This window comes from Dokdonia sp., from assembly GCF_039945015.1.
GTDB lineage: Bacteria > Bacteroidota > Bacteroidia > Flavobacteriales > Flavobacteriaceae > Dokdonia.
The window spans coordinates 16,976-40,053 of sequence record NZ_JBDUXP010000005.1; the positions used below are offsets into that span (position 1 = coordinate 16,976).

13 protein-coding genes are annotated in these 23,078 nt (G+C 34.6%); 9 read left to right on the plus strand and 4 right to left on the minus strand.

Features of this window, described 5'->3' with window-relative positions; all coding sequences use genetic code 11:
• The first annotated feature begins 208 nt into the window (after positions 1-208).
• Positions 209-2,956, plus strand: coding sequence for a TonB-dependent receptor (locus ABJD27_RS06030; RefSeq protein ID WP_348168133.1), 2,748 nt, complete (start codon positions 209-211; stop codon positions 2,954-2,956).
• A gap of 85 nt (positions 2,957-3,041) precedes the next feature.
• Here the strand turns inward: ABJD27_RS06030 and ABJD27_RS06035 are convergent, their stop codons facing one another.
• Positions 3,042-3,842 carry a TrmH family RNA methyltransferase gene (locus tag ABJD27_RS06035; RefSeq protein WP_348168136.1) on the minus strand — a complete coding sequence of 267 codons (801 nt, stop codon included), beginning with the start codon at positions 3,840-3,842 and terminating at the stop codon, positions 3,042-3,044.
• A gap of 67 nt (positions 3,843-3,909) precedes the next feature.
• On the opposite strand from ABJD27_RS06035, the gene ABJD27_RS06040 reads away from it, so the two are divergent.
• From ABJD27_RS06040 to ABJD27_RS06050, 3 genes are read left to right on the plus strand one after another with little or no spacing between them, the layout of a single operon-like run.
• Positions 3,910-5,736, plus strand: a complete 1,827-nt coding sequence (locus ABJD27_RS06040; RefSeq protein ID WP_348168139.1) for a T9SS type A sorting domain-containing protein — start codon at positions 3,910-3,912, stop codon at positions 5,734-5,736.
• A 51-nt stretch (positions 5,737-5,787) separates the two neighbouring features.
• Positions 5,788-6,684, plus strand: coding sequence for a T9SS type A sorting domain-containing protein (locus ABJD27_RS06045; RefSeq protein WP_348168142.1), 897 nt, complete (start codon positions 5,788-5,790; stop codon positions 6,682-6,684).
• Positions 6,685-6,692: 8 nt separating this feature from the next.
• Complete coding sequence (locus ABJD27_RS06050) at positions 6,693-7,490, plus strand: DUF6503 family protein (RefSeq protein WP_348168145.1); 798 nt, start codon at positions 6,693-6,695, stop codon at positions 7,488-7,490.
• Between the two features lie 73 nt (positions 7,491-7,563).
• Here ABJD27_RS06050 and ABJD27_RS06055 read toward each other — a convergent pair whose 3' ends face one another.
• The gene (locus ABJD27_RS06055; protein ID WP_348168148.1) at positions 7,564-9,600 is read right to left on the minus strand and encodes a dihydrofolate reductase; all 2,037 of its coding nucleotides are present in this window, start codon (positions 9,598-9,600) and stop codon (positions 7,564-7,566) included.
• A 92-nt stretch (positions 9,601-9,692) separates the two neighbouring features.
• Here ABJD27_RS06055 and ABJD27_RS06060 point away from each other — a divergent pair, with 92 nt between their 5' ends.
• The 3 genes from ABJD27_RS06060 to ABJD27_RS06070 are packed head-to-tail and all read left to right on the plus strand — an operon-like array spanning position 9,693 to position 11,662.
• Positions 9,693-10,715 (plus strand): GyrI-like domain-containing protein, encoded by a 1,023-nt coding sequence (locus tag ABJD27_RS06060; RefSeq protein WP_348168151.1) that lies wholly within the window; start codon positions 9,693-9,695, stop codon positions 10,713-10,715.
• Between the two features lie 46 nt (positions 10,716-10,761).
• Positions 10,762-11,133, plus strand: a complete 372-nt coding sequence (gene crcB, locus ABJD27_RS06065; RefSeq protein ID WP_348168154.1) for a fluoride efflux transporter CrcB — start codon at positions 10,762-10,764, stop codon at positions 11,131-11,133.
• 13 nt (positions 11,134-11,146) lie between these two features.
• On the plus strand, positions 11,147-11,662 hold the full coding sequence (locus ABJD27_RS06070) for a hypothetical protein (RefSeq protein ID WP_348168157.1): 516 nt from the start codon (positions 11,147-11,149) through the stop codon (positions 11,660-11,662).
• 99 nt (positions 11,663-11,761) lie between these two features.
• On the opposite strand, the gene ABJD27_RS06075 is transcribed toward ABJD27_RS06070, so the two are convergent.
• Together ABJD27_RS06075 and ABJD27_RS06080 are read right to left on the minus strand one after the other, a co-directional pair.
• Positions 11,762-13,930, minus strand: a complete 2,169-nt coding sequence (locus ABJD27_RS06075; protein WP_348168160.1) for a carbohydrate binding domain-containing protein — start codon at positions 13,928-13,930, stop codon at positions 11,762-11,764.
• 362 nt (positions 13,931-14,292) lie between these two features.
• Positions 14,293-17,058, minus strand: coding sequence for a triple tyrosine motif-containing protein (locus ABJD27_RS06080; RefSeq protein WP_348202011.1), 2,766 nt, complete (start codon positions 17,056-17,058; stop codon positions 14,293-14,295).
• A gap of 512 nt (positions 17,059-17,570) precedes the next feature.
• Here ABJD27_RS06080 and ABJD27_RS06085 point away from each other — a divergent pair.
• Positions 17,571-20,684 (plus strand): glycoside hydrolase family 2 TIM barrel-domain containing protein, encoded by a 3,114-nt coding sequence (locus tag ABJD27_RS06085; RefSeq protein ID WP_348168166.1) that lies wholly within the window; start codon positions 17,571-17,573, stop codon positions 20,682-20,684.
• Between the two features lie 6 nt (positions 20,685-20,690).
• Entirely contained in the window at positions 20,691-22,982 is a 2,292-nt protein-coding gene (locus ABJD27_RS06090; RefSeq protein WP_348168169.1) for a carbohydrate binding domain-containing protein, read from the plus strand.
• The last annotated feature ends 96 nt before the right edge of the window (positions 22,983-23,078 follow it).

Here is a 23,078-nt window from a genome sequence, read left to right on the forward strand (position 1 = left end):
ATTCAACCTATTCTTTATATATAGATAAAATAAATGTAAAATAAAATTATATGATTGATAATCAGTTTACTATATTAGATAATCAAGTATGTATTTCTTCATTTTATAGTATTAAAATTTTGAGAGCACGTACTTGAGTTCTTTTTGATACAACCTATTATTAAGGTATCAAAGAAACAATACTAACAATCACTAAAACCAAATAATTATGAAAACAATCTACCAATCTATTTTTTTAAAAAGTACAAAATTACTTTACACACATCGTATAAAAATGAATGTTTCATTCATCTTACTTTTAATGATCGCATTTACTGGACTATCTAATAATCCAAGCGTAAAAGATGTAAAAGAGAATACAGTAACAAAAGCCAATATAGAAATACAGCAAACCATATCTGGAACTGTAGTAGATGATAAAGGAGTTGCTGTCCCTAGTGCTTCTGTCGTTATAAAAGGAACTACTACTGGCACAACTACAGATTTTGATGGAAAATACACTATAGATTGCCCTTCAGGAAGTGTACTCGTTTTTTCTTATATAGGTTTTGAAACACAAGAAATAACGGTAGGTAACTCATCACAAATTAATGTCACTCTTGTTACAGGAGTTAGCTTGGATGCCATTCAACTAGTAGGATCTAGAAGTCCAAAGCGTACAGCTGTTGATACACCAGTTGCTATAGATGTTATAGACATTGGAGCTGTATCATCTCAATCTGGAAAAATTGAAGTAAATGAGTTACTACAATATGCAGCACCTTCTTTTAATGCCAATAAACAATCAGGGGCAGACGGAGCAGATCATATTGACCCAGCAACCTTAAGAGGTCTAGGTCCAGATCAAACATTGGTATTAATCAATGGAAAAAGAAGACATACTTCATCCCTGATTAATATCTTCGGAACAAGAGGTCGAGGTAATTCAGGAACAGATTTAAATAATATTCCAGTTTCTGCTATTAAAAGAATTGAAGTACTGCGTGATGGAGCTTCTGCTCAATATGGGTCTGATGCTATTGCTGGAGTTATAAATATTGTACTTAAAGATAATGTAAATGAGCTTACAGGAACATTAAGTTACGGGGCTTATAATACAAATGCTCAAGGGGATTTTCCTGCAGGAACTCCAAATACCGATGGTAATCGTTTAGATACAGATAGAGATGGAAACGTCATTGCTGATGATCAAAGTTTTGATGGTGGTTCTGTTAAACTAGGTTTAAACTATGGTGTAGCTATTGGAGACGAAGGATTTGCAAACTTCTCTATGGAGTATGTAGACAAAAATAAAACGTTACGTCCAGGATATGATTTTAGAAGAGGATTTGGAGAAGCCGCTTTAACTGGATTTAATTTTATAGGAAATGTTTCTATCCCAGTTTCTGAAAAAACAGAAGTATATGCCTTTGGAGGAAGAAATTATCGTGATACAGATGCCTTTGCTTTTACGCGTAATGGAGGAGAAAGAGTTATCCCTAGTATCTATCCAAATGGATTTACACCAAGAATCACTTCTACAATAACAGACAACTCTGTTTCTGCAGGTATTAGAACAGAAACTGATTCGGGTTGGAATATTGATTTTAATAATACTTGGGGAAAGAACAATTTCCATTACTTTATTGAAGGAACTTTAAATGCATCATTAGAAGAAGCATCTCCTACAGAGTTTGATGCTGGAGGTCACTCATTAAGCCAGAATACGAGTAGTGTTGATTTTTCTAAATATTATGATGAAATTGCTAGTGGTTTCAACCTCGCTTTAGGATTAGAATATCGTACAGAAAATTTCATCATATTCTCTGGAGAAGAAGGTTCTTATGGAACTTTTGACACGAATGGATTATTAATTACAGATCCTGCAACGCAAACACAACCTACAGATCCATTAACAGGAGAATTACGTCCAGGAGGATCTCAAGGATTCCCAGGATACAGTCCTTCAAATGAAGTAGATAGAAACCGATCTAATTTCTCTTTATATGCAGATGGAGAATTAGACATCACAGACAATTTCTTGCTTGCCGCTGCAGCTCGATTTGAAAACTACAGTGATTTTGGAAGTACCATAAACGGAAAAGTAGCTGCTAGAGTAAAAGCCTCAGATAACTTTAATATTAGAGGATCTGCGAGTACTGGTTTTAGAGCTCCTTCATTAGCACAAGTGTATTTCAATTTGAGGTTTACAGATTTTCAAGGTGGTGTTGCTACCGAAACGTTATTGTCTCCTAATAACAGCCCAGTAACCGCAGCGTTTGGCATTGGAGAATTAAAAGAAGAAACTGCTGTAAACCTATCGTTAGGTTTTGCTGCTACATTTGGTGATTTTACAGCTACTGTAGACGGTTATTATATTACTGTAGATGATAGAATTGTACTTACCGGAACTTTTGATGCTAGTGGCTTAGGAATCAATGTTAGTGAAGCTCAATTCTTTGCAAATGGAGTAGATACAGAAACTACAGGATTAGATCTTGTTTTATCTTGGAAAAAAAATATAGGAAATGGGTTGTTTAGAACTTCGCTTATTGGTAATATAAATAATCTTAGTATTAGAAATATTAATAATAGAGCTTTAGATGCAGGTACATTTTTTGGAGCGAGAGAACAATCATTCCTAGAAGCTTCTGCTCCAGATAGTAAGTTTGTACTCAATGCTTCTTATAAAATCAAGAAATTTAATGTGGCTGCAACTGCTACAAACTATAGCGAAGTTGTCTTAATAGATTTTGCCGATACAGAAGATGTATATGAATCAAAAACTGTCTTTGATTTGAATTTTGGATATGAATTAAGCGATAACCTTACATTGAGTATTGGAGGTAATAATATCTTTAATGAGTACCCTTCTCAACAAAATGATGGTGAAACAGAATCTGGTGGATATTGGGATGCTGTACAATTTGGGTTTGGTGGTGCATTTTACTACGCCCGTATAGGATTTAAATTCTAAGCATTCTTCAAAAAAGACTCTTTACAAAAAAGCGGTTATATATCTTATCTATAACCGCTTTTTTATTTGATTATATACCTAATAATTATTTAAAATCTCGCTGTCTTTTTGCTTCAAAAGTAAGTATTCCTGCAGCCACACTAACGTTCATACTATCGATAGCTCCACTCATAGGTATTTTAATATTTTGTGTGCTTGCCTGCCTCCAAGCTTCTGTAAGCCCTGTAGCCTCAGTTCCTACAACAAGGGCGGATGCTTTTGTATAATCTTGCAGATGATAAGGCTGTGCCTCCTGAAGAATTGCACTAAAAATTTGAATATCATGCGCTTGTAAAAAAGAAATAACCTCATCTGTAGATGCTAGTACCACTTGATTTGTAAAAACACATCCTACACTTGACCTTATAATATTTGGGTTGTAAATATCTGTTTTGGGATTGGCTATAATCACTGCATCTACAGCAGCGGCATCTGCAGTACGTAATAATGCTCCTATATTTCCTGGCTTTTCAGGGGCTTCAGCGATAAGAAGTAACGGGTTTTCTGGTAATTGTAATTCTTGTAAACTAGTATTTTTTGCTTTCGCGAAAGCGATCACAGACTCAGTTCCATCTCGATATGCTATCTTACTATACACCTCATCAGACAGAGATATTACAGAAACATTTTTCAGAGAATCTATAAGAGTCACAATCGAAACATCTTCTAGATAACTTTCTTTTATGTACAACTCTGTAATCGTATAATCTCCAGAAATGGCAAGGCTTATCTCGCGTAATCCTTCAATAATAAAACCTCCTTCTTTCTTACGAGATCGGGACTTTTCTTGTAACTGCAACAGTCTTTTCACTGTTGGATTTTGAGGACTTGTAATGTGTTTTAACATAGATTATAGGTGCGATTCTATTGGAAGCAAAGGTATTATAACTATTTTTACTTTTAAACTACTCATCATGAATAAACTATTACTTTATCTTTTTGTATTTGGAAGCTTATATTCCTTAAAAGCATCTTCTATGGATGCCATAGAAAACCCACCCGTAGACCTTGTTGTTTGTGATGACGATACAGATGGATTTGCTCTTTTTGATCTTACTCAAAACGATGCTGTCGTTTTAGGTTCTCAAAATCCAGCAGATTTTGTTGTCACATATCATCTATCGCAAGCAGATGCAGATAATAATGTAGCTCCTATCGCTAATCCAACTGCTTTTGCAAGCAGTGATGCTATTATATTTGTACGTGTTGAGGAAGTCGTTAACAGTGATTTATTTGAAATAGGGGTATTTAATCTTATTGTAAATACTATACCTAATGTCTCTTCAGATCTTGGGGCTTTAGAATTATGTAATGAAGATGGCGCTTTTGCTGTTTTTGATTTAACAGTGGTAGAGAGTAGTATTGTTGGAAGCGACCCTAATCTTGTTGTTTCATATTTTGAATCCCTAGCAGATCTGAATGCTGATATTTTAATTGTTGATCCTGTCAACTATGTAAATGTTGTAAATCCACAACTAATCTATATTAAAGTAACAGACCCTACAACTTCTTGCTTTGCGACTACAACAATAACTCTTATTGTAAACCTAGCCCCTATTGCTAATGTACCTACAGATTATGAAGTGTGTGATGATGATAATGATGGGATTTTCGACTCATTTAATCTCTCTAGTCGTGATGACGAAATTATAGGTGGAGCACCCGGATTAGAGGTAACTTATTTCTTTACGGAAGCAGATGCAATCAATGCTCCTGCTGGTTTAGAACTCGACAATATGCAATTTGTAAATATTGATCCTTTCTTTATGACGGTATATGCAAGGGTAAGTGATATAATAACGGGGTGTTTTGATGTTGTACCGTTAAATCTTGTGATATTAGATACTCCTGAAATTAATACAGATCTAGCGCCATATCTAGTTTGTGATTTTGATACAGATGGAATAACCGCCTTTGATCTTACGACACAGGAATCGCAAATTCTTGGAACTTTAGACCCTACAATATTTATTGTTACTTGGTTTATAGATCAAACTGCCGCAGATAATGGAGCTCCTCAAATACCAAATCCAGAAAGCTATATAAGTAATACAAATACGGTAGTAGCTGTAGTGACTAACACTGTTCAAAGTACTACTACATTTTGCACAAATAGTGTTGTCGTTGATCTCATTGTAGGATTTTGTGTAGATAGCGATAATGATGGAGTTCCAGACGATGAAGAAGATCTTAATGACAATGGAGATCTAGATGATGATGATACCGATAACGATAATATTCCAAACTACCTAGATGACGATGATGATGGAGACCTAGTGATGACTATAGATGAAATCACGGGAATAGGTGCTGGTGTTGCTCCACAAGACTTTATTGACACAGATAATGACATGATAGAAAATTATCTAGACAATGATGATGATGGAGATACTGTACTTACTGCTGATGAGGATTATAATAATAGTGGTTCTCCTCTAGACGATGATATCAATAACAATAACATTCCAGATTTCTTAGATCCAGATGTAGCCTTAAATACTGATGAGTTTTCAGTTACTAATTTTACGATCTATCCTAATCCTGTAGCACATGAAATTACAATTACTGCTACAACTCCATTTAAAGTAGTTACTATCTATGATATCACAGGAAAAATGGTTCAACAAATAACGCATACATCACAAATAGAGCAAACGGTACGGGTTGGTTCATTAAAAACGGGACTTTATTTTGTTCGTATAGATGCGAATGGCCCTTTACTTAAAATGTTAAAACGATAATCAAATTCTTGTATAAAAGTAAGATCTTATAAAGTTTCTTACTTTTATACCATGAAAAAAACTACAAAAAGAATTATAGGTATTATCTGTTTCTTGGCATCATCATTTGCTATATCTCAAGTAACAGCAAATCAAGCACAAGATATTTATCTCTGTGACATTAATAACCCTGGAGATGGCGTAGAAGTCTTTGATCTTACAACAACAATTCCTGAGATTATTGGAGATCAAACAAATGTAAATGTAACATTCCATCTTACATCTGGAGATGCACTAGGTAACGGTCCTGGATTTCCTAATCCAGAGAGTTATGAAAATGTTGTAAACCCTCAATTAGTTTTTGTGAGAGTACAAGGAGGAGGAGGTTTTGATATTACAACCTTTACTATTGAGGCTAGACTTCCTTTTGAACCTAATACGACAACACCTGACCCTCTTGTCATAACAGATGTAAATGGCGATGGTTTTGAAGTATTTGATCTAACAGCAATTATACCTCAATTTACAAATGATCCTTTCGTCCTTGATATTACATATCACGAAACATTACAGGACGCTCAGAATAATATAAATCCAATTGCAGATCCTGAAAATTATACAAATACAGTCGCGGCTATGCAGACACTCTATGTGCGTTTTCAAAATGCTCCTCAAGACGAATGTGTGACTATTGTTCCTTTTGAAATTATTGCTTTCCTTGATCTTGGTATTGAAGATGAAATCACATTTTCAATAAAAGTGTATCCAAATCCAACCACATCTGTAATTATTGTAGAAAATATCGACTTAGATTCCGATATTATCATTTATGATACCTTAGGCCGTGTTGTATTACGTCATAAAAATACTGACTCGCAATTAGTTACAATGAATGTAAGTACATTTACTAATGGTATTTATTTTATAAGAGTAAGTGATAGAAAACCAGTAACATTTATTAAAAACTAATTACCCTCATGAAAAAAATTATTTTCTTATTTGCGATATCTATTTTCGCTTTAAGCTGTAAACAGTCTACAGAAACAGCTCCAATTCCAGAATTAGTAGAAGAAACTCCAAAAGTTGCTACTAAAGAATATCCAGCAACTATTGCATCTGTTTTTAAAGCACACGGAGGTATCGACACTTGGAATGCTGCAAATAATGTATCATTCACATTAGAAAAAGAAGCTGGAAATGAGGTACATACTGTAGATTTAAAATCACGTAAAGTAACGATTAAAACAGAAAAATTCACTTTAGGATTTGACGGAGAGAAAGTATGGCTTGATCAAGACTCTACGTATTATCAACCACAACGTGCTCGTTTTTATCATAACCTTATGTTTTACTTTTATGCAATGCCATTTGTCTTAGGTGATGATGGAATTACCTATACAGATGTTCCAGCTTTAGATTTTGAAGGAGTATCCTACCCTGGAACTAAAATTTCTTTTGGAGCTGGCGTAGGTGACGCACCTGATGATGAGTACATCGTATATCGTGATCCAAAAACAAATCAAATGACTTGGCTAGCCTATACAGTAACCTATGGTAAAAATGAAAAAAGTGATCGTTTTAGTTTTATAAAATATGATCAATGGACTAAGGTAGGTGACTTACAGTTACCTAGTGCTTTACAATGGTATAAAGTGGTAGATGGTGCTCCTACAGAAATGGCAGCTGAGCGTACATTTATTAATGCTACTGCTTCTGACAAAATATTAGACGATTCTTTCTTTGCAAAGCCTGAAAGCGGGGAATTTGCTGAGTAATCGTTATATCTTTTTGCAAAACAAAAAAGGCTGTCCAAATTGGACAGCCTTTTTTTATTATATAGCTATTTAATTACTTCAAGAAACCATAAGTCTTAGCATATTCTAACATCTGAGCTTCAAACGATGCAGGTTGCTCTATAGTAAACCCTGTAATCTCTCCATCTGTCATTGTAGGAACAATCACTGGATTTACAAAACCACTATAAGCTGCACTTTTAAATTTACTATTACGATCTAATACTTCTTTATGAATCACTTGATCTACTTTTACACCATAGTCCTCTACAAGTGCTTTTCCAGCCTCATAATCTCCTTCTGATGTGATACGTTGTGTCTCACGTAATAACTCCCCAAAAATAGCACGTAGCTTTGTGTAGTCATTAATATTATAATACGTTTTCCCATCACGAGTTACCTTCTCGATAACATTCTCTTCTGCTCCTCTTTCAAAAGCCCACGCACTTACCCACTGACGGTTACGCATATGCGCTTCCTCTACATCATCTCCTAATTCTAGACGTACCAATTGTGATAACATACCATTACGGATGTAGCCATCATAAGCAGCAGTTCCTGTTTTTTTCCAATCTGTTACGAGTCCTAATTCTTGTAATTTTGGATCCATTAAGTAATACAGTCCAAAAAGATCTGCACGTCCTTCTTCGATTGTTGACTTGTAACTCTTCAACGTTTCTTTAGGTGTACCTACATCTTTATTAATTTGTCCTGAAGCGTGTCCAACTACTTCATGTAAAGCTGTATGAAGTTTATCTGCAAGTTGACCATATTCTTTTTCTAGTGCTATCTCTTCTTCATCATGAGAAAACTCTTCCAAACGTCCCGATCCTCCTGCATTTGCATATGAATTTATAATATTACCTAGCGATACAGACTTACTCCCATGTGCTTGTCTGATCCAGTTATTATTTGGTAAGTTCACTCCAATAGGTGTACTAGGCGAAGCATCTCCTGCCTCTCCAGCAACAATTACTGTCTTATACGAAACTCCTTTTACAGTATCCTTTTTATGTTCTGCCATTAAAGGTGAATTGTCTTCAAACCATTGTGCATCTTGAGAAAGGACAGCCATCTTCTTAGACATATCAAAATCTTTAATCTGTACAATCGTCTCATAAGATCCTTTGTATCCTTTTGGGTCATTATATACTTCTATAAATCCATTGATCCAATCTATATTTCCATCTGTTGAAGTTGCCCAAGCGATACAGTAATCATCCCAAGTATCAAGACTTCCCGTTTTATAATATTCTATAAGTAACCCTAAAGCCTCTTCCTGTTTAGAATTTTCTGCAACGCCTTTTGCTTTTTCTAACCAACCAATGATTTGATCGATAGCTTCCCCATATAAACCTCCACTTCTATATACTTGCTCTACAAGTTTTCCATTTTCTTTTACAAGACGTGTGTTTAACCCTACTTCTATAGGTTCTTCCTTATCTACTTTTATAGCACTATAATATGCTTCTACATCTGCTGTAGTTACATCTGGTCCATAAAAATTGATCGCACTTTCAAGTACAATATCTGCATCTTTAGAAAGGTTTACTTTCTTAGCATCTTTATCATTAAAAAGTACATCAAACTCCTCCCCTTCTAGTGTTGCCCCAGTAGCAGATAATAACGTTTTCAAATAGTCAGCTGAGAATGCTGGTTTCAACTTTGCATTACTATAATGGTGATGTATTCCGTTTGAAAACCACACACGTTTAAGATATTCTTCAAAATGTTTCCAGTCTTCAGAATTCTTGTCTCCATTATATGAAGTATATACTGTTTCTAATGCGGCACGTATCGTTAAATTATGACGGTAATTTTGTGCCCACATCAAATCACGTCCTGCAAGCCCTGCCTGTGTCATATAATACACAAGTTGTTGTTCTTTAAGTGTTAAATCCTCAAATCCTGGAATTTGGTATCGTAATATCTTGATATCTGCAAATTGATCTACTTGATAGTCAAATGTTGTTTCCGCTTTCGCGAAAGCGGTATCATTCGTATCCCCTTCATTAGTAGTTTTTTGTTCTTGACCGCAACTTACCGATAATAATACGGCAAGACCAAAGCCATAAATTGCTTTAAATTTCATTGAGAAAGTTTTTTGTTACGCGTAAATATACCAAAATTACATGTTTTAAAAATCCTTTATCTTAGCTACATTAACTAACCCCCCTAGACACTATGAAAGTTTTTAAACTGATCCTCTTCCTATTACTTATTTTTTTAATCGGTGGATCTATTTATTTTGCCTCTAAAGACGGAAACTACGATATCAAAGAAAGCAAGGTAATTCAAGCTCCCGCTTCTCTCCTATTTAATACTGTAAATGATTATAAAACTTGGGAACATTGGGGTCCTTGGAAAAAAGAAGATTCTACCATGATGTTCACATATCTTAAAAATACTGTAGGTGTTGGAGGTGGTTATTCTTGGGATGGTGATTTTCCTGGTAATATGAAAACAACAAACGCAGAACAGGATTTGAGTATCGAGCAAGATCTTGCTATTGTAACGCCTGGAGGAGAACGATTTTCTAAAGTGTATTGGGAATTTACACATACTAAAACTGGAGAGGTAAGAGTTTCTTGGAGAACTACTGGAGAGCACACCCTTATGGATAAAGTATATTTTGCTTTCTCTAGTATGGATTTTGACAAGGACATGCGTGCTATGTACACATCGGGATTAGAGGGACTCGCTTCACATGTAAGAGGAAGAATGGATGAGCATACTGTTACGATAAAAGGGGTTACAGAATATGGTGGTGGCTTTTACGTATATAAAACGACATCTGCTAGTGGAAGTAATATAAGTTCCATTATGGGGCAGAATTATGGGGAGATTCTTCAATATATGAATCAGCATACCGTCTCACAAGCTGGAATGCCATTTACGATCTATAATGAGATGAATTCTAATGGAACTGTTATTATGAGTAATGCAATTCCTACGCAAAACAAAGTCGAGATAGAAGGAGAAAGTACTTTATTAAGTGGGTATATTCCTAGAACAAAAACGGTACTGGTGACATTAAAAGGAAACTATACGTTCCTAGGGAATGCTTGGGATGAGGGGATGAAATACCTCAGTCAATACAGTCTTATACAAAGTGATCAAAAACCATTTGAGATTTATACGAACGATCCTGGGCAATTTCCAAATCCAGCAGACTGGATCACTGAAATTTATATTCCTATCCAATAATTAATAGTATTTTTACTTCGCTTTATTTAAAAGGTAGAGCCATTATATGAAACAATTATTACTTGTCTTTTTAGGTGGTGGTACAGGAAGTATTGCTAGGTATTTATTATCCAAGATTTGGAATACCTCTTCTACTGGTATCCCATATGGGACTTTTACAGCAAACATTCTCGGCAGTTTATTCATAGGCATGATATTGGGTTGGGCACTAAAGAATAATGCATTATCCAGTAATGCAACTCTCTTACTTGCTACTGGGTTTTGTGGTGGTTTTACAACGTTCTCCACCTTTGCATATGAACATCATTCCTTTTTAAAATCTGGTGATTTTATGCTATTTGCAATTTATGCTATTGCAAGTTTTTCTCTAGGTATTCTTGCTGTTTTTGGAGGGATGTGGATTATAAAAACAGTATAAGTAACTATACTAAATGAATACACAGAATTGGAACATAGATAACGATGGCACTTCTGTACATTCAATTTCGGAAGTATATATTCCATGGTTAGGAGATTCAATGAAAACTTGGTTTGAAATTGAAGAAAATCAAACTTGGTGGACTGATAGACAAGCCCAAGTTTTTGAAGAGTTCTTGAATCTTTCAATCAATGTACAACTGGATTTGATCGATAAATTACAACAAGTATATTTAAAAAGTCTTGAAAATGGACGTATAGAAAATGTGTTATTTGAAGATATTTTAAAATCAATTGATTGGAAGAAAAGCCATATTTGTATTCCACAACATTATGAATCGAAAAATCAATATGCTTTCCTTCTTCTAGAAACAAAATGGAAACTTACAGACAGTGATTTTACATTTGAATTAGAAATGCTCTTCACCAACGGAAAGATTGAAATTGTCCAGGAAATGTCTGGTCTATGGAATAGAATAGAATGGTTTGAAGACTATTTGAAAAGAAAAAATACCAAAAATACTATATAAAAACAGTATAGTTAGCTCTATTACATAAAAAAGGGTTACTATCTTACGATAATAACCCTTCACCTACTAAAATCATTAATCTCCCTAAGATTAATTAATTTATTGTTTAATAAGTTTAATGGTATTCTGTCCTTCTGGAGTTGTTACAGTCGCAATATAAATCCCAGTTCTAAGGTTTGAAGCATTAATATCAAATGTAGTTGCATTTGGTGTTGCTATCGATACTCTTCTTCCTAACATATCATATACAGCTATAGACGTAATGATATTAGAATTTGTAGTTACTGTCCAACGCTCTGCTGTAGGGTTAGGGTACACAGATACATTAATATTTGAAAATTCTTCAGTACCAAGAGTTGTATTGTTATGTAAGTATATATTATCTAAAAAGATGGTTCTATTTCCACCATCTGCCCCAGATAATGTAAGTACAAACTGTCTTAAAGCATCTCTTTGTTGATCGTTACTATTGTTTCCAAAATCAAAACTTGAAAGAGGAACATCTACAGATACCCACTCACCAAATGTTGTAACTGGATTTGTTAATCCAAATGAAGATGTTTCTCCAGCATCTCCAACATGGTTAGACCAAAGTGGATTTGCTATTAAACCGGTAGATATATCAGTATCAATCCAATAATCCATATGGAAATGAGTCATTGCTGTATTGTCTACAAGAACTCCCCAATCTACTAATAAGAATTCTGCAGCTGGCTGATTTGTACCAATCTGTTGTGTATTGTCACCTTCTATCTGAATTGTTTCAATATCTTGAGTACCTACACCAAACGCTCCAAATACAACATCTGGCTGATCAGTATATGCATCACTAAAAATAGAGAATACAGCTTCTACAGCTCTTGCAGGAGGTGTTGGAGCGGCAACTGCAGGAAGAACTGGATCTTCACCACCATCTGCTAACGTTAAGGATACATTGTCAATCACTAAAACACCGTCGTCTGCTCCTAAATCAAATAATGCACGACTATTAGCACTACCAGAAGGAGGTGTTAACGTAAATGTAAAAGTTTGCATATCAGAAGTTATAGTAACTGTTTCTGTAGCTGCTGCAAAATCACCTTCATTAAGGCCAATCCCTGCGATGATTGTTCTACTACCATCTTCCATTGAAGTAGATGCATCAAAACTAAAAGTATATGCAACTCCAGCTTCAAGTGCTACTGGGTGACTTAAATTTACGTCAAATGGATTTCCTGAAACTTCATTATCTGATAGGTTAAAACTATTTCCACCATCTGTTTGTACATTAAAGGCATTTCCAAACCAAGTAACCATTCCTTGTTCAAAATCACCATTTGATAACAGTTCACCTTCATTATTCATTTCTTCATTTAAAACAAGTGTCACATTATCAATAACGACAATACCTGTAGCTGCTCCCATATCAAATAATACGCGACTATCTGCAGAAGTAAAGTTTGCTACAAGCTCTAAAGAAAATGTTTGTGTTGTTTCAGTTACTGTCACTTCCATACTTTGATTTGTAAACGGATCTACAAAAAGACCTATTCCAGCTAGCATTGTACGACTTGCTGTTGTTGCATCTGTAGAAGCATCAAAAGTTAAAGTAAATGTTTGACCTTCTGTAATATTAATTCCTCTTTGACTAAGGTTTACAGCAAAAGGCTCTCCAGCTGAAGCAACATCTACAAAGTTAAAGCTGTTACCTCCGTCTGTTTGTACATTAAATCCGTTTCCTTCCCATACAGTCATTCCTTCTTCAAAATCACCATTAGATAATAAATTATCTCCTGAAGGAGGCGTATCGTTTAAAGTAAGTGATACATTATCTATAACTACAATACCTGTAGCTGCTCCCATATCAAATAATACGCGGCTGTCTGCAGAACTAAAATTAGCAACAAGTTCTAAAGAAAACGTTTGTGTTGTTTCTGTTACAGTAACTTCCATACTTTGATTTGTAAATGGGTCTACAAAAAGACCAATTCCTGCTAGCATTGTGCGGCTTGCAGTTGTTGCATCTGTAGAAGCATCAAAAGTTAGAGTGAAAGTTTGTCCTTCTGCAATGTCAAGCCCTCTCTGACTTAAATTTACGTCAAATGGATTTCCTGCGGTAGCAACATCTACAAAATTAAAGCTGTTACCTCCATCTGTTTGTACATTAAATCCATTTCCTTCCCATACAGTCATCCCTCCTTCAAAGTCACCATTGCTTAGTAAGTTTTGAGATTGCATAGTCACTCCTCCGAGCAAAGCAAAAAATAATAATAAAGTAATTTTTTTCATAATAATATATTTAAGAAAGTATTAAACGATTACATTAGAATTTGATGAATCATAATTAATAGTGAGAACCTTATATTATTTGCTAACAATAATGATTCAGGCTAAAGCATGTTTTTACCAGAATTCCAATCTTCTCAAATTTAGGCTCAAACGCTGAGGATTCCTTAAATAAGCCCTATACAAAAAACATACATTGCAATTTCTGGCACTACTTGTTATCATATTATCAAATAATAATAATATGACTCAGTGTTTATAGGGTCTTAACTAAAGAAAAGAAATTAATATAATTTGAAAATTTTAAGTTAAATTACATCAATGTTGTACTTATGTTGAGTTTTAAAAAGCAGTTGTTGTACTCGCTAAAGATCAATGAAGTAGTCATTTAGATTGACATCCCTTGATAAATTGAGTTTTTTACGTAATCTGTAACGTTTTATTTCAACACTACGTGAGGAGATGTTTAATAATGGAGCGATTTCTTTTGAAGACATATTCAGTCGTAAATACACACATAATTTTAAGTCATTTGCTGTTAAAGAAGAATGTATTTCTTTTACCTTTCTGAAAAAATCTTTATCAGCATGATTGAATGCTTCTTCAAAAAAGTTCCAGTCTTCCTCATTCTCGATAGTCTTATCTACTAAGGATATGATTGTATTTATGTCTTCAACTTTTTTAGCTTTTAATAAAGCACTTTTAATAGTATTAAGAGTTTTGCTTTTATTAATCATGTTCATGGTAGAAACAGCAAGTTCTCTGTTACGTGCATCAATATCTAGTTTAAGATTAGCATTATTCAATACTACAATTTGTTTTTCGCTCTCTAGCGCCTTAAGCTCCATATCTTTTTTGGTACGATCAAGAGCTAATTCTTGTTGTTTCTTATAGTATCGTTTATAAAACCAATTTAATGCTATAAACAACAATATGGTTAGTATACTGTATATTATGATACTCATGTTAGACAAATACCAAGGGCGCTCAATAGTAAAAGTATATTGTATTTCATTACTTGTTTCTACTCCTCCTACCCGAGCTTTCACTCTAAATGTATACGTATTATGAGGTAAGTTTTCAAAATCTAGACTTGAATTGGATGTCCAAGGGCTCCAAGATTCATACAATCCATCTAATAAATAGGAATACTCAGTAGTATGGAATTTATCATATTCAGGAACTCCAAAAGAAAAACTTAAATTATTATCATACGATGGAAAAATCACATCTTCCTTATAAGGCATTAATCTAGGTTTTTCACCCAACTTGTGAACAGCTACAGACTTTAAGTTAATTTTATACTCTTGAGTTGTATTTTCATTTTTAGATGTATTTACAACGATATAACCATTTGAGGTTCCTAGTAGATATTCATTTTTACGTATGTTAACAAAGCTTTCATAACCTTCTACAGTATTTCGCAAGTTAAATGGCATAGAAATTTTCTCAACTATATATTCCCCATCTAGTTTATCTCGTGTAATACTAATAAGGTTTTCTTTTGTGAATGCCCATATCCTATCTTGATCTTCAATTAATTTTCCGGTAACAAAAGCATCATCATTGAAGATTTTACTAAGTTTTTCTTCTCGTATAAAGTTTCGACCTTTACTATTATATGTAAAAACTCCTTCTTTATTTGCATAAAAAATAGCGTCATCTAGCCTTGACAGACTAGAATGTTCACCGATAATAGCAACACTTGTATGCTTAAACACTTCCAGAGCTTGTTGATACTGCTGATCCGTTTTTATTTCAAATACTCCCTTATACTCATGACTAACAAGAATGCTATTGTCTTCTGTGAATTCAAAATGCTTAGAGGAATTAACAAAGTTTTCAATCTTATTTCTGACGCTCCATTCTGTAGAAGTTTGCTCTAAGACATAAAGCCCGCCATAATTACCTTGTAGAAGAAGACCTTCCTTACCCGGAATTTTTTTAATATCCCAAGTACCTTCAATATCAGCAATTAATCGCTGTGTATCATTCTCTATAATATATGTTCCATTATTATGACCACAAAAAAGGGTCCCGTCTATAAGACGCAAGTTCCATACTTGCCCTTCAGTTCCTGGCATTCTTATAAAATCTGATTGTGAGTTTTCTAATTTATAAAACAATCCTTGATTTGTTCCTAAATACATATAACCGTTTACGGTTGCTGAGGCATATATAGTTCCTAAAATTCCGTTTACATCTATATATTGACGAAAAGGACTTTGACTATTTACACAATCAATTCCAGCATCTAAACCGATCCATAAATTTTGATCCTTATCCTCTAATAGTGCTAGCGCTGTATTATTATTTAGACCACTCCCTTGTTTTATTTGATATTGAAATTCACCATCTTTTGAGAGTTGGACGATTCCGTTTTCAATAGTACCCAAAACAATAGATTTATTTTTTCGCTGTAAAGCACTATAAACAGTATATTTTTTTATGGATTCATTATCTAATACATCCCATGATATCGCTTCTTCTTTATCTATAATATAGAACCCCTTATTTGCAGTAATACCTATTAACTGTCCTTCAATTCTAAAGAGATTAATTAAACGCTCTTGAATAACTATAGAACTTGAATTAAAAAGGCTTGGTTGTCCTTTATCTATAGTATATAATCCTTTATCTTTTACTTGAAAAAACAAGTCATCATCCACCAAAAATAAACGCACTACTGGTCCATCTGGAGTAATCATTTCGATTTTACCACCTAAATCATCATATATATAAATGCGATCTAGAGATTGAAAAAGCACGTATTGTCCATAACGTTCTATATTCCAAATATGCTCATCTTCAATCATTGCTACTTTCAACCTTGTCACAATAGAGGTATATTGCAGCACCCCAGTTTCATCCTTTTCCCATACGCCAAAATCCATATAAGCACCTGTATATACTTTATTGCCAACTGCTTTGACTCCTCGAACTATAGTTCCATTTGGAGAAGGGTATAAATCCCATTGTGCCCCATTAAAAACCAATAAACCCTTATTATTTGCAACATATAATGTTTTATCTGGAGCTTGTGTAAGCATCCAGTTTTGGTTATCTGCATTATATGTATCTGGTGGGTAATTTACTACAGGAGGAATTCCTTGAGCTTGTATTAAAGTCAAGGAAAATATTAAAAAATATATACGAATTATAAGTTTCATCATTCTAATAGTCTTTTCCTATTTAAAACTGACTTAAAGATCTCTTTTTTATAGTGTATGAAACAGCAGATATTCTTTAATAAAATAGGAGTCTCTGTAAATAAATCCTCAAGAATTATGCTTTTTGCTATTAATTTAAGGTAATAACACCTATACAAGAAATGAAATCACTACAACATTAATACAACATTAATACAATATTAACACAACATAGATGCAAGTTAACATTTTTTTTAGCTCAAAAAACATGTATTTGAAATATACAAATTCTTAACGCTACAGAGCATAAATCATCAAATTCTTAAAGAAAAGAACACAAATACGCTAAATGTATAGTTTTTGTTCATATACATTTAATAATATTCACAATCCTTAATGATATATTTACTTAGAACACAATACAAAACAATTACAACACATAAAACATCATTTTTTTTATTGATACAAACATACTTACTAAAACCTATAATTCTATGAAACATTATTTGTTAAGACTATTTCTGTTTTTAGCCTCAACATCATTATTAGCTCAAGCGAGTAAAGTCACAATTTTAAATGAAAGTGACGGCATGAAGCTACTAGTAGATGGGCAAGATTTTATGATTAATGGTATGAATTGGGATTATATTCCTATTGGGCAGACAATAGCTACAACTTCATATCAATTTTGGAATCAATCGGATGATATCATTAAAGCTGCTTTAGATGCCGAAATGGAACTTCTAAAAAATATGGGGGTAAATACCATTAGACAATATGTAGGGGTAAAACCAAAATGGGTACAATACATCTATGAGAAACATGGTATCTATACGATGATTAATCATGCGTTTGGACGTTATGGCCTTACAATAGGCGGAGCTTGGGTACCTAATACTGATTATTCAGATCCTCGTGTTAGAGAGCTTTTACTAAAAGAAACTACTGCAATGGCTAGGGAATTTAAGGATACCCCTGGTATATTGATGTTCCTTCTTGGAAATGAAAATAACTATGGGCTTTTTTGGGATGGCGCAGAAACTGAAGATATTCCAATTGAAGATAGGAAATCTACCAAACGAGCACGTGATATGTATAAGCTTTTTAATGAAGCGACGGTAGCTATGAAACAAATAGTTACTTCACAACCTATTGCCATCTGTAACGGAGATCTATTATTCTTAGATATCATAGCAGAAGAATGTAAAGACATTGATATTTATGGTACAAATATGTATCGAGGGGTATCCTTTGGCGACACTTTTGAAAGAGTAAAAAAGGAATATGGTAAACCATTGATGTTTACAGAGTTTGGCGCCGATGCTTTTAATGCTGTTCAAAACCAAGAAGATCAGAAAGCTCAAGCATACTATATGGTTGGTAATTGGAAAGAAATTTACGCAAATGCAGCTGGTTTAGGAAAAGCAGGAAACTCTATAGGTGGGTTTACCTTCCAATTTAGTGATGGTTGGTGGAAATTTGGTCAAACCAAGAATCTCGACCTTCACGACAATAATGCTTCATGGTCAAACGGTGGTTATAAAGAAGATTTTGTTGAAGGTGAAAATAATATGAATGAAGAGTGGTTTGGTATCTGTGCCAAAGGACCTACGAATGAAAAAGGCCTTTATACCTTATACCCAAGAGCGGCTTATTATGCATTAAAGGAAGCACACCAATTAAATCCATATACATTAGGAACTACAGCAGTATCTGTAGAGAATCATTTTAATAACATCCAATTAATTGATGCTGTTTTAAGAGCTAGAGGCGATAAAGCTGCATCTGGTAGTAGTGGAGGTAATAAAATTAGAATAAGTTCTTTAAGGGCTGAGTTTACTACTTTTAGTACAGGAGGTAATCGTGTAACAACACCCGAAAATCCTGATCCTAATACAACGACCTTCCCAGATCAACTTGGTTTTGATAATATGGAATCCTATTATATTGGTATTGAAGCTAACCCTACACCAGGTTTAAGAGCTAACGTTATAACTAATATCTTAGGGAATGTAGCTGGAAACCCTATCGATGAGATTTTCTTTGAAAATAGAGGACGTCCTACAATAGTTGATTCAAACAATGGACCAGTAACCCTTTCGGATAATAATAGAGTTCAAGTATATCAAGCAGAATTTGATTGGAATACCAAATATGCAAATATTAAAGGATTTTACAGAACAGGACACTATCATTGGGGATATGAAGGAGATTTCTTTGGTTTATATCCAGAAGCTAACTACGGTCCAAACCTAGACTTATATAATGGTCTAGCCCCTTTCGGATTTGAGTTTGAAGGTAAAAAAGCTTTCAAAGGATTTAAAGTAGCTTTTGGTCCTGAGCTATGGTGGGGAGCAAATCCTGCAATTTTAGCCAAGTATGAAAAGCAAATTGGAAAATATAAAGTAGCGGGAGTGTTTCATGAAGATATTGCAGACCCAGGTGCTGGGGTAACATCAGCAGCTATTCCACAACCTAGAACACGTAGAGCTACAGGATATGTACAACGTAAATTTGGAAAATTTGATGTAGAACTAGGAGCTATTTGGGCTGGAAATCCATTAAATGGTAGAGAATACCAAATCATACAAACAGATGCAGCAGGTAATACTAATGTACTTGTTAATCAAATCGACTCTGATGATAATTGGGGAGGAAAAATAAAAATAAAATATACTGGTGGTAAATTCAATTGGTATGCTCAAAGTTCTGCGCAAGGTTTAGTTGCTAGTGGAGGTGCAGATAATACGAAGACATTCACTGGATGGAGATTAAAAGATAGTGGAAGCGGAAACCAATATAACTTCTTAACTGGTTTTACGTATACGATAGGTGATTTCCAAATTGCACCTAACTTCTTATGGCAAGAGCCTATAGTAGATCCTATTCCGTTAGGTTCTCCTGCACCCGCAAGAGCAAGGAATATTATTAGTGATCCATTTGTGGTTAGATCAAATAGACGAACTACAGCAGGTGAACTATTATTAACGTATGACCCAACTCCTGGATCATGGTTTTATGAATGGGATAATGACAGAGCAGAGGATGCAATATTTGCTGCTAGTTTAGGTTTTGTATACCGTTACCTTCCAACGACGCAAGATGCTGCAATCGGATTCTTTGGTAATAGTCGTGAGCCAGTTGCTTTTGCATCTGCTCCATCTGCAGAAGATTTATGGGAATTTAATGGTAGAGTTGTTTCTAAAATAACACCTGATTTTGGATTCATTGCAAACTTTTTTGGAGGAAACGGTCAGGCTAACGGAAGTGACGATAGAGTAATTCATAGATATGGTACTGATGTACGTGTAATTTATAATAAACTTAAATTAATTACTGAAGTAAAAGTAGATGACTGGGGACCATTTGATTTTCATAGAGATTTCAACCTTACGTTCCCGCTACAATTTAAAGTCGACCTTTCTACTACTTTAGGTAAACAAGATTGGTTTATTTTACCAAATACCCGTTTAGGTATTCGTTACACTTGGCGTTCATTAGATAACTTCTCTCCGAGGTTTGAATTTCAAGATCCAATTGATCAAGGGTTTCCTAACGGAAATGAGTGGGAGATCAGAACATACTTACATATTAACATTGGAAAATAAAAAATCATGAAAAAGATATTCACAAAAAGAACGCTTAGCTATTTTATGTCTGCGCTATTTCTGGTTATTAATTATAGCTGTCAGCCTGATGAAGAAAATCTAGAAGAAGCAACATTTCCTAATATTGCAGAGGTCTTCATAGATACTTTTAGTGCTGGTTTGCAGTATGACGCTTTTGGAACCTCAAGAGTAACTGCATTTGATGTAGATACCGATGTAGTTTTTCAAGGGACTGCTGCTATGAGATTTGACATTCCAAATACAGATGACCCTCAAGGTGGTTTTGCTGGAGGTGTATTTACTACTGAAGTTGGTAGAGACTTAACAAGTTATAATGTATTAACTTTTTATGCCAGAGCATCAAGAGGAGAAACTATAAACGAAATAGGTTTTGGTTTAACTTTTCAAGGAGAAGTTTTCAGAACACAAGTTAATGGTCTTCAAGTAGGAACCGAATGGCAAAAATACTTCATCCCAATACCAAATGCAGCTAGACTTACGCAAGAAAGAGGGATGTTATGGTATGCAGAAGCTGCCGATGATGGTGAAGCTTATCAATTATGGATAGATGAAGTAAAATTTGAAAACCTAAGCACAATTATCCAAGAAGACGCTGCAATTCTAGAAGGACAAGATCAAGTATTTCCCGCTACTGTAGGAAATGACATTCCAGTTGGAGGTGCATTTAGCACGTACAATCTCCCTTCTGGAGTTTTACAACGAGTTGAAGCTGCACCAGCATATTTTGATTATACTTCTTCAAATGAAAGTGTAGCAACTGCAAATGAACTGGGAGTAGTTTCTGTACTTTCTTCTGATGGCTTTGCTACAATAACAGCAACCTTAGCAGGTACAAGCGCAGATGGATCTTTAACTGTAGGTATGGAGGATTTACCTCCTTCACCTAATGTAGACGATTCTAATGCCGCTCAAGTATCACTTCCTATGGGTTTTGAGTCTACCACTTTAAGCTACGATATTCAAGGTTTTGAAGGAGCAGCCTCTGCTATAGAAGCAAATCCTGATCCATCTGGAGTTAACCCTACCACAAATGTGCTAAGATCAACCAAAACCGTAGGTGGACAATTTTTTGCAGGTACATTAATTAACCTCGATGCCCCTATAGATTTTTCAACATCTGAGATTATAAGTATGAAAACCTACTCTCCAAAAGCCAATATCCCTGTGAGAATGGCTATAGAAAATCAAGCTATTGGAGCTGGGTCACAAATAGTGGTCGACATTAATACGACCGTTACAAATGTATGGGAAGAACTTGTCTATAATTTTAGCGGACAAATTGATCCTAACATTAACTATGATCGTATCATTGTTTTCTTTGAATTTGTTCCAGATCTTCCAGGAGATGGATCAATATATTACTACGATGATCTTTTTGTTATAGGATCTGATCCTATAAATGATGATGATTCAGGAGGAAACACTGGAGATAATTTATTAATGAATGGTGATTTTGAGCAAGGCATGGTTGCATGGTCTGGAAATGCTTTTAATGTCATAGAGGATGGTGGAAACAACTTCAACTTTGCAAATGTAATAACAGCAGGAAATGCATTTGATGTAAACTTAAGTCAAGTTGTTGAAATTACTCAAGGTGAAACGTATACACTAACCTTTGACGCATCATCAGATGGGAATCGTACAATCATTGCTGGTATTGGTCTTAATGAAGCACCTTTTGAATCTGCAACAGAAGTCGTAAATCTAACGACAGAAACACAAACATTTACCCTAACACTTACAGCTACTAACTTTGGTATTCCAAATAGTCGAGTATTATTTGATATGGGTGCAGAAACAGGTGTTGTCGTTATAGACAACGTAGTCTTAACCACAGATGGCGATCCAGGTGGAAACACTGGAGATGATTTATTAATGAATGGAGATTTTGAAGAGGGTATGGTCGTATGGTTTGGAAATGCTTTTAATGTTCAGGAAGATGGAGGGAACAGTTTTAATTTTGCAAACGTAACAACGGCTGGAAATGCATTTGATGTAAACTTAAGTCAAGTTGTTGAAATCACTCAGGGAGATACATACACACTAACCTTTGATGCATCATCAGATGGGAATCGTACTATGATTGCCGGTATTGGTCTTAATGAAGCTCCCTTTGAAGCCACAATTGAGACCGTAAACCTAACGACAGAGACACAAACGTTTACCCTAACACTAGAAGCTACCAATTTTGGTATTCCAAACAGTAGAGTCTTGTTTGATATGGGAGCAGAAACAGGTGTCGTAGTTATAGACAATGTATCCTTAACCTTAAATTAATCACAGGAATAAAACAATAAATGACACTATACGCATTTCTAAATATCAATGATACGCTTTCGCGAAAGCGTACTTAGAAAATGTACCCTAGAGACA

Excerpts from the sequence above, each read along its gene's own strand:
- ABJD27_RS06030 (WP_348168133.1), top strand. The coding sequence starts at position 209 with ATGAAAACAATCTACCAATCTATTTTTTTAAAAAGTACAAAATTACTT.
- ABJD27_RS06035 (WP_348168136.1), bottom strand. The coding sequence starts at position 3,842 with ATGTTAAAACACATTACAAGTCCTCAAAATCCAACAGTGAAAAGACTG.
- ABJD27_RS06040 (WP_348168139.1), top strand. The coding sequence starts at position 3,910 with ATGAATAAACTATTACTTTATCTTTTTGTATTTGGAAGCTTATATTCC.
- ABJD27_RS06045 (WP_348168142.1), top strand. The coding sequence starts at position 5,788 with ATGAAAAAAACTACAAAAAGAATTATAGGTATTATCTGTTTCTTGGCA.
- ABJD27_RS06050 (WP_348168145.1), top strand. The coding sequence starts at position 6,693 with ATGAAAAAAATTATTTTCTTATTTGCGATATCTATTTTCGCTTTAAGC.
- ABJD27_RS06055 (WP_348168148.1), bottom strand. The coding sequence starts at position 9,600 with ATGAAATTTAAAGCAATTTATGGCTTTGGTCTTGCCGTATTATTATCG.
- ABJD27_RS06060 (WP_348168151.1), top strand. The coding sequence starts at position 9,693 with ATGAAAGTTTTTAAACTGATCCTCTTCCTATTACTTATTTTTTTAATC.
- crcB (WP_348168154.1), top strand. The coding sequence starts at position 10,762 with ATGAAACAATTATTACTTGTCTTTTTAGGTGGTGGTACAGGAAGTATT.
- ABJD27_RS06070 (WP_348168157.1), top strand. The coding sequence starts at position 11,147 with ATGAATACACAGAATTGGAACATAGATAACGATGGCACTTCTGTACAT.
- ABJD27_RS06075 (WP_348168160.1), bottom strand. The coding sequence starts at position 13,930 with ATGAAAAAAATTACTTTATTATTATTTTTTGCTTTGCTCGGAGGAGTG.
- ABJD27_RS06085 (WP_348168166.1), top strand. The coding sequence starts at position 17,571 with ATGAAACATTATTTGTTAAGACTATTTCTGTTTTTAGCCTCAACATCA.
- ABJD27_RS06090 (WP_348168169.1), top strand. The coding sequence starts at position 20,691 with ATGAAAAAGATATTCACAAAAAGAACGCTTAGCTATTTTATGTCTGCG.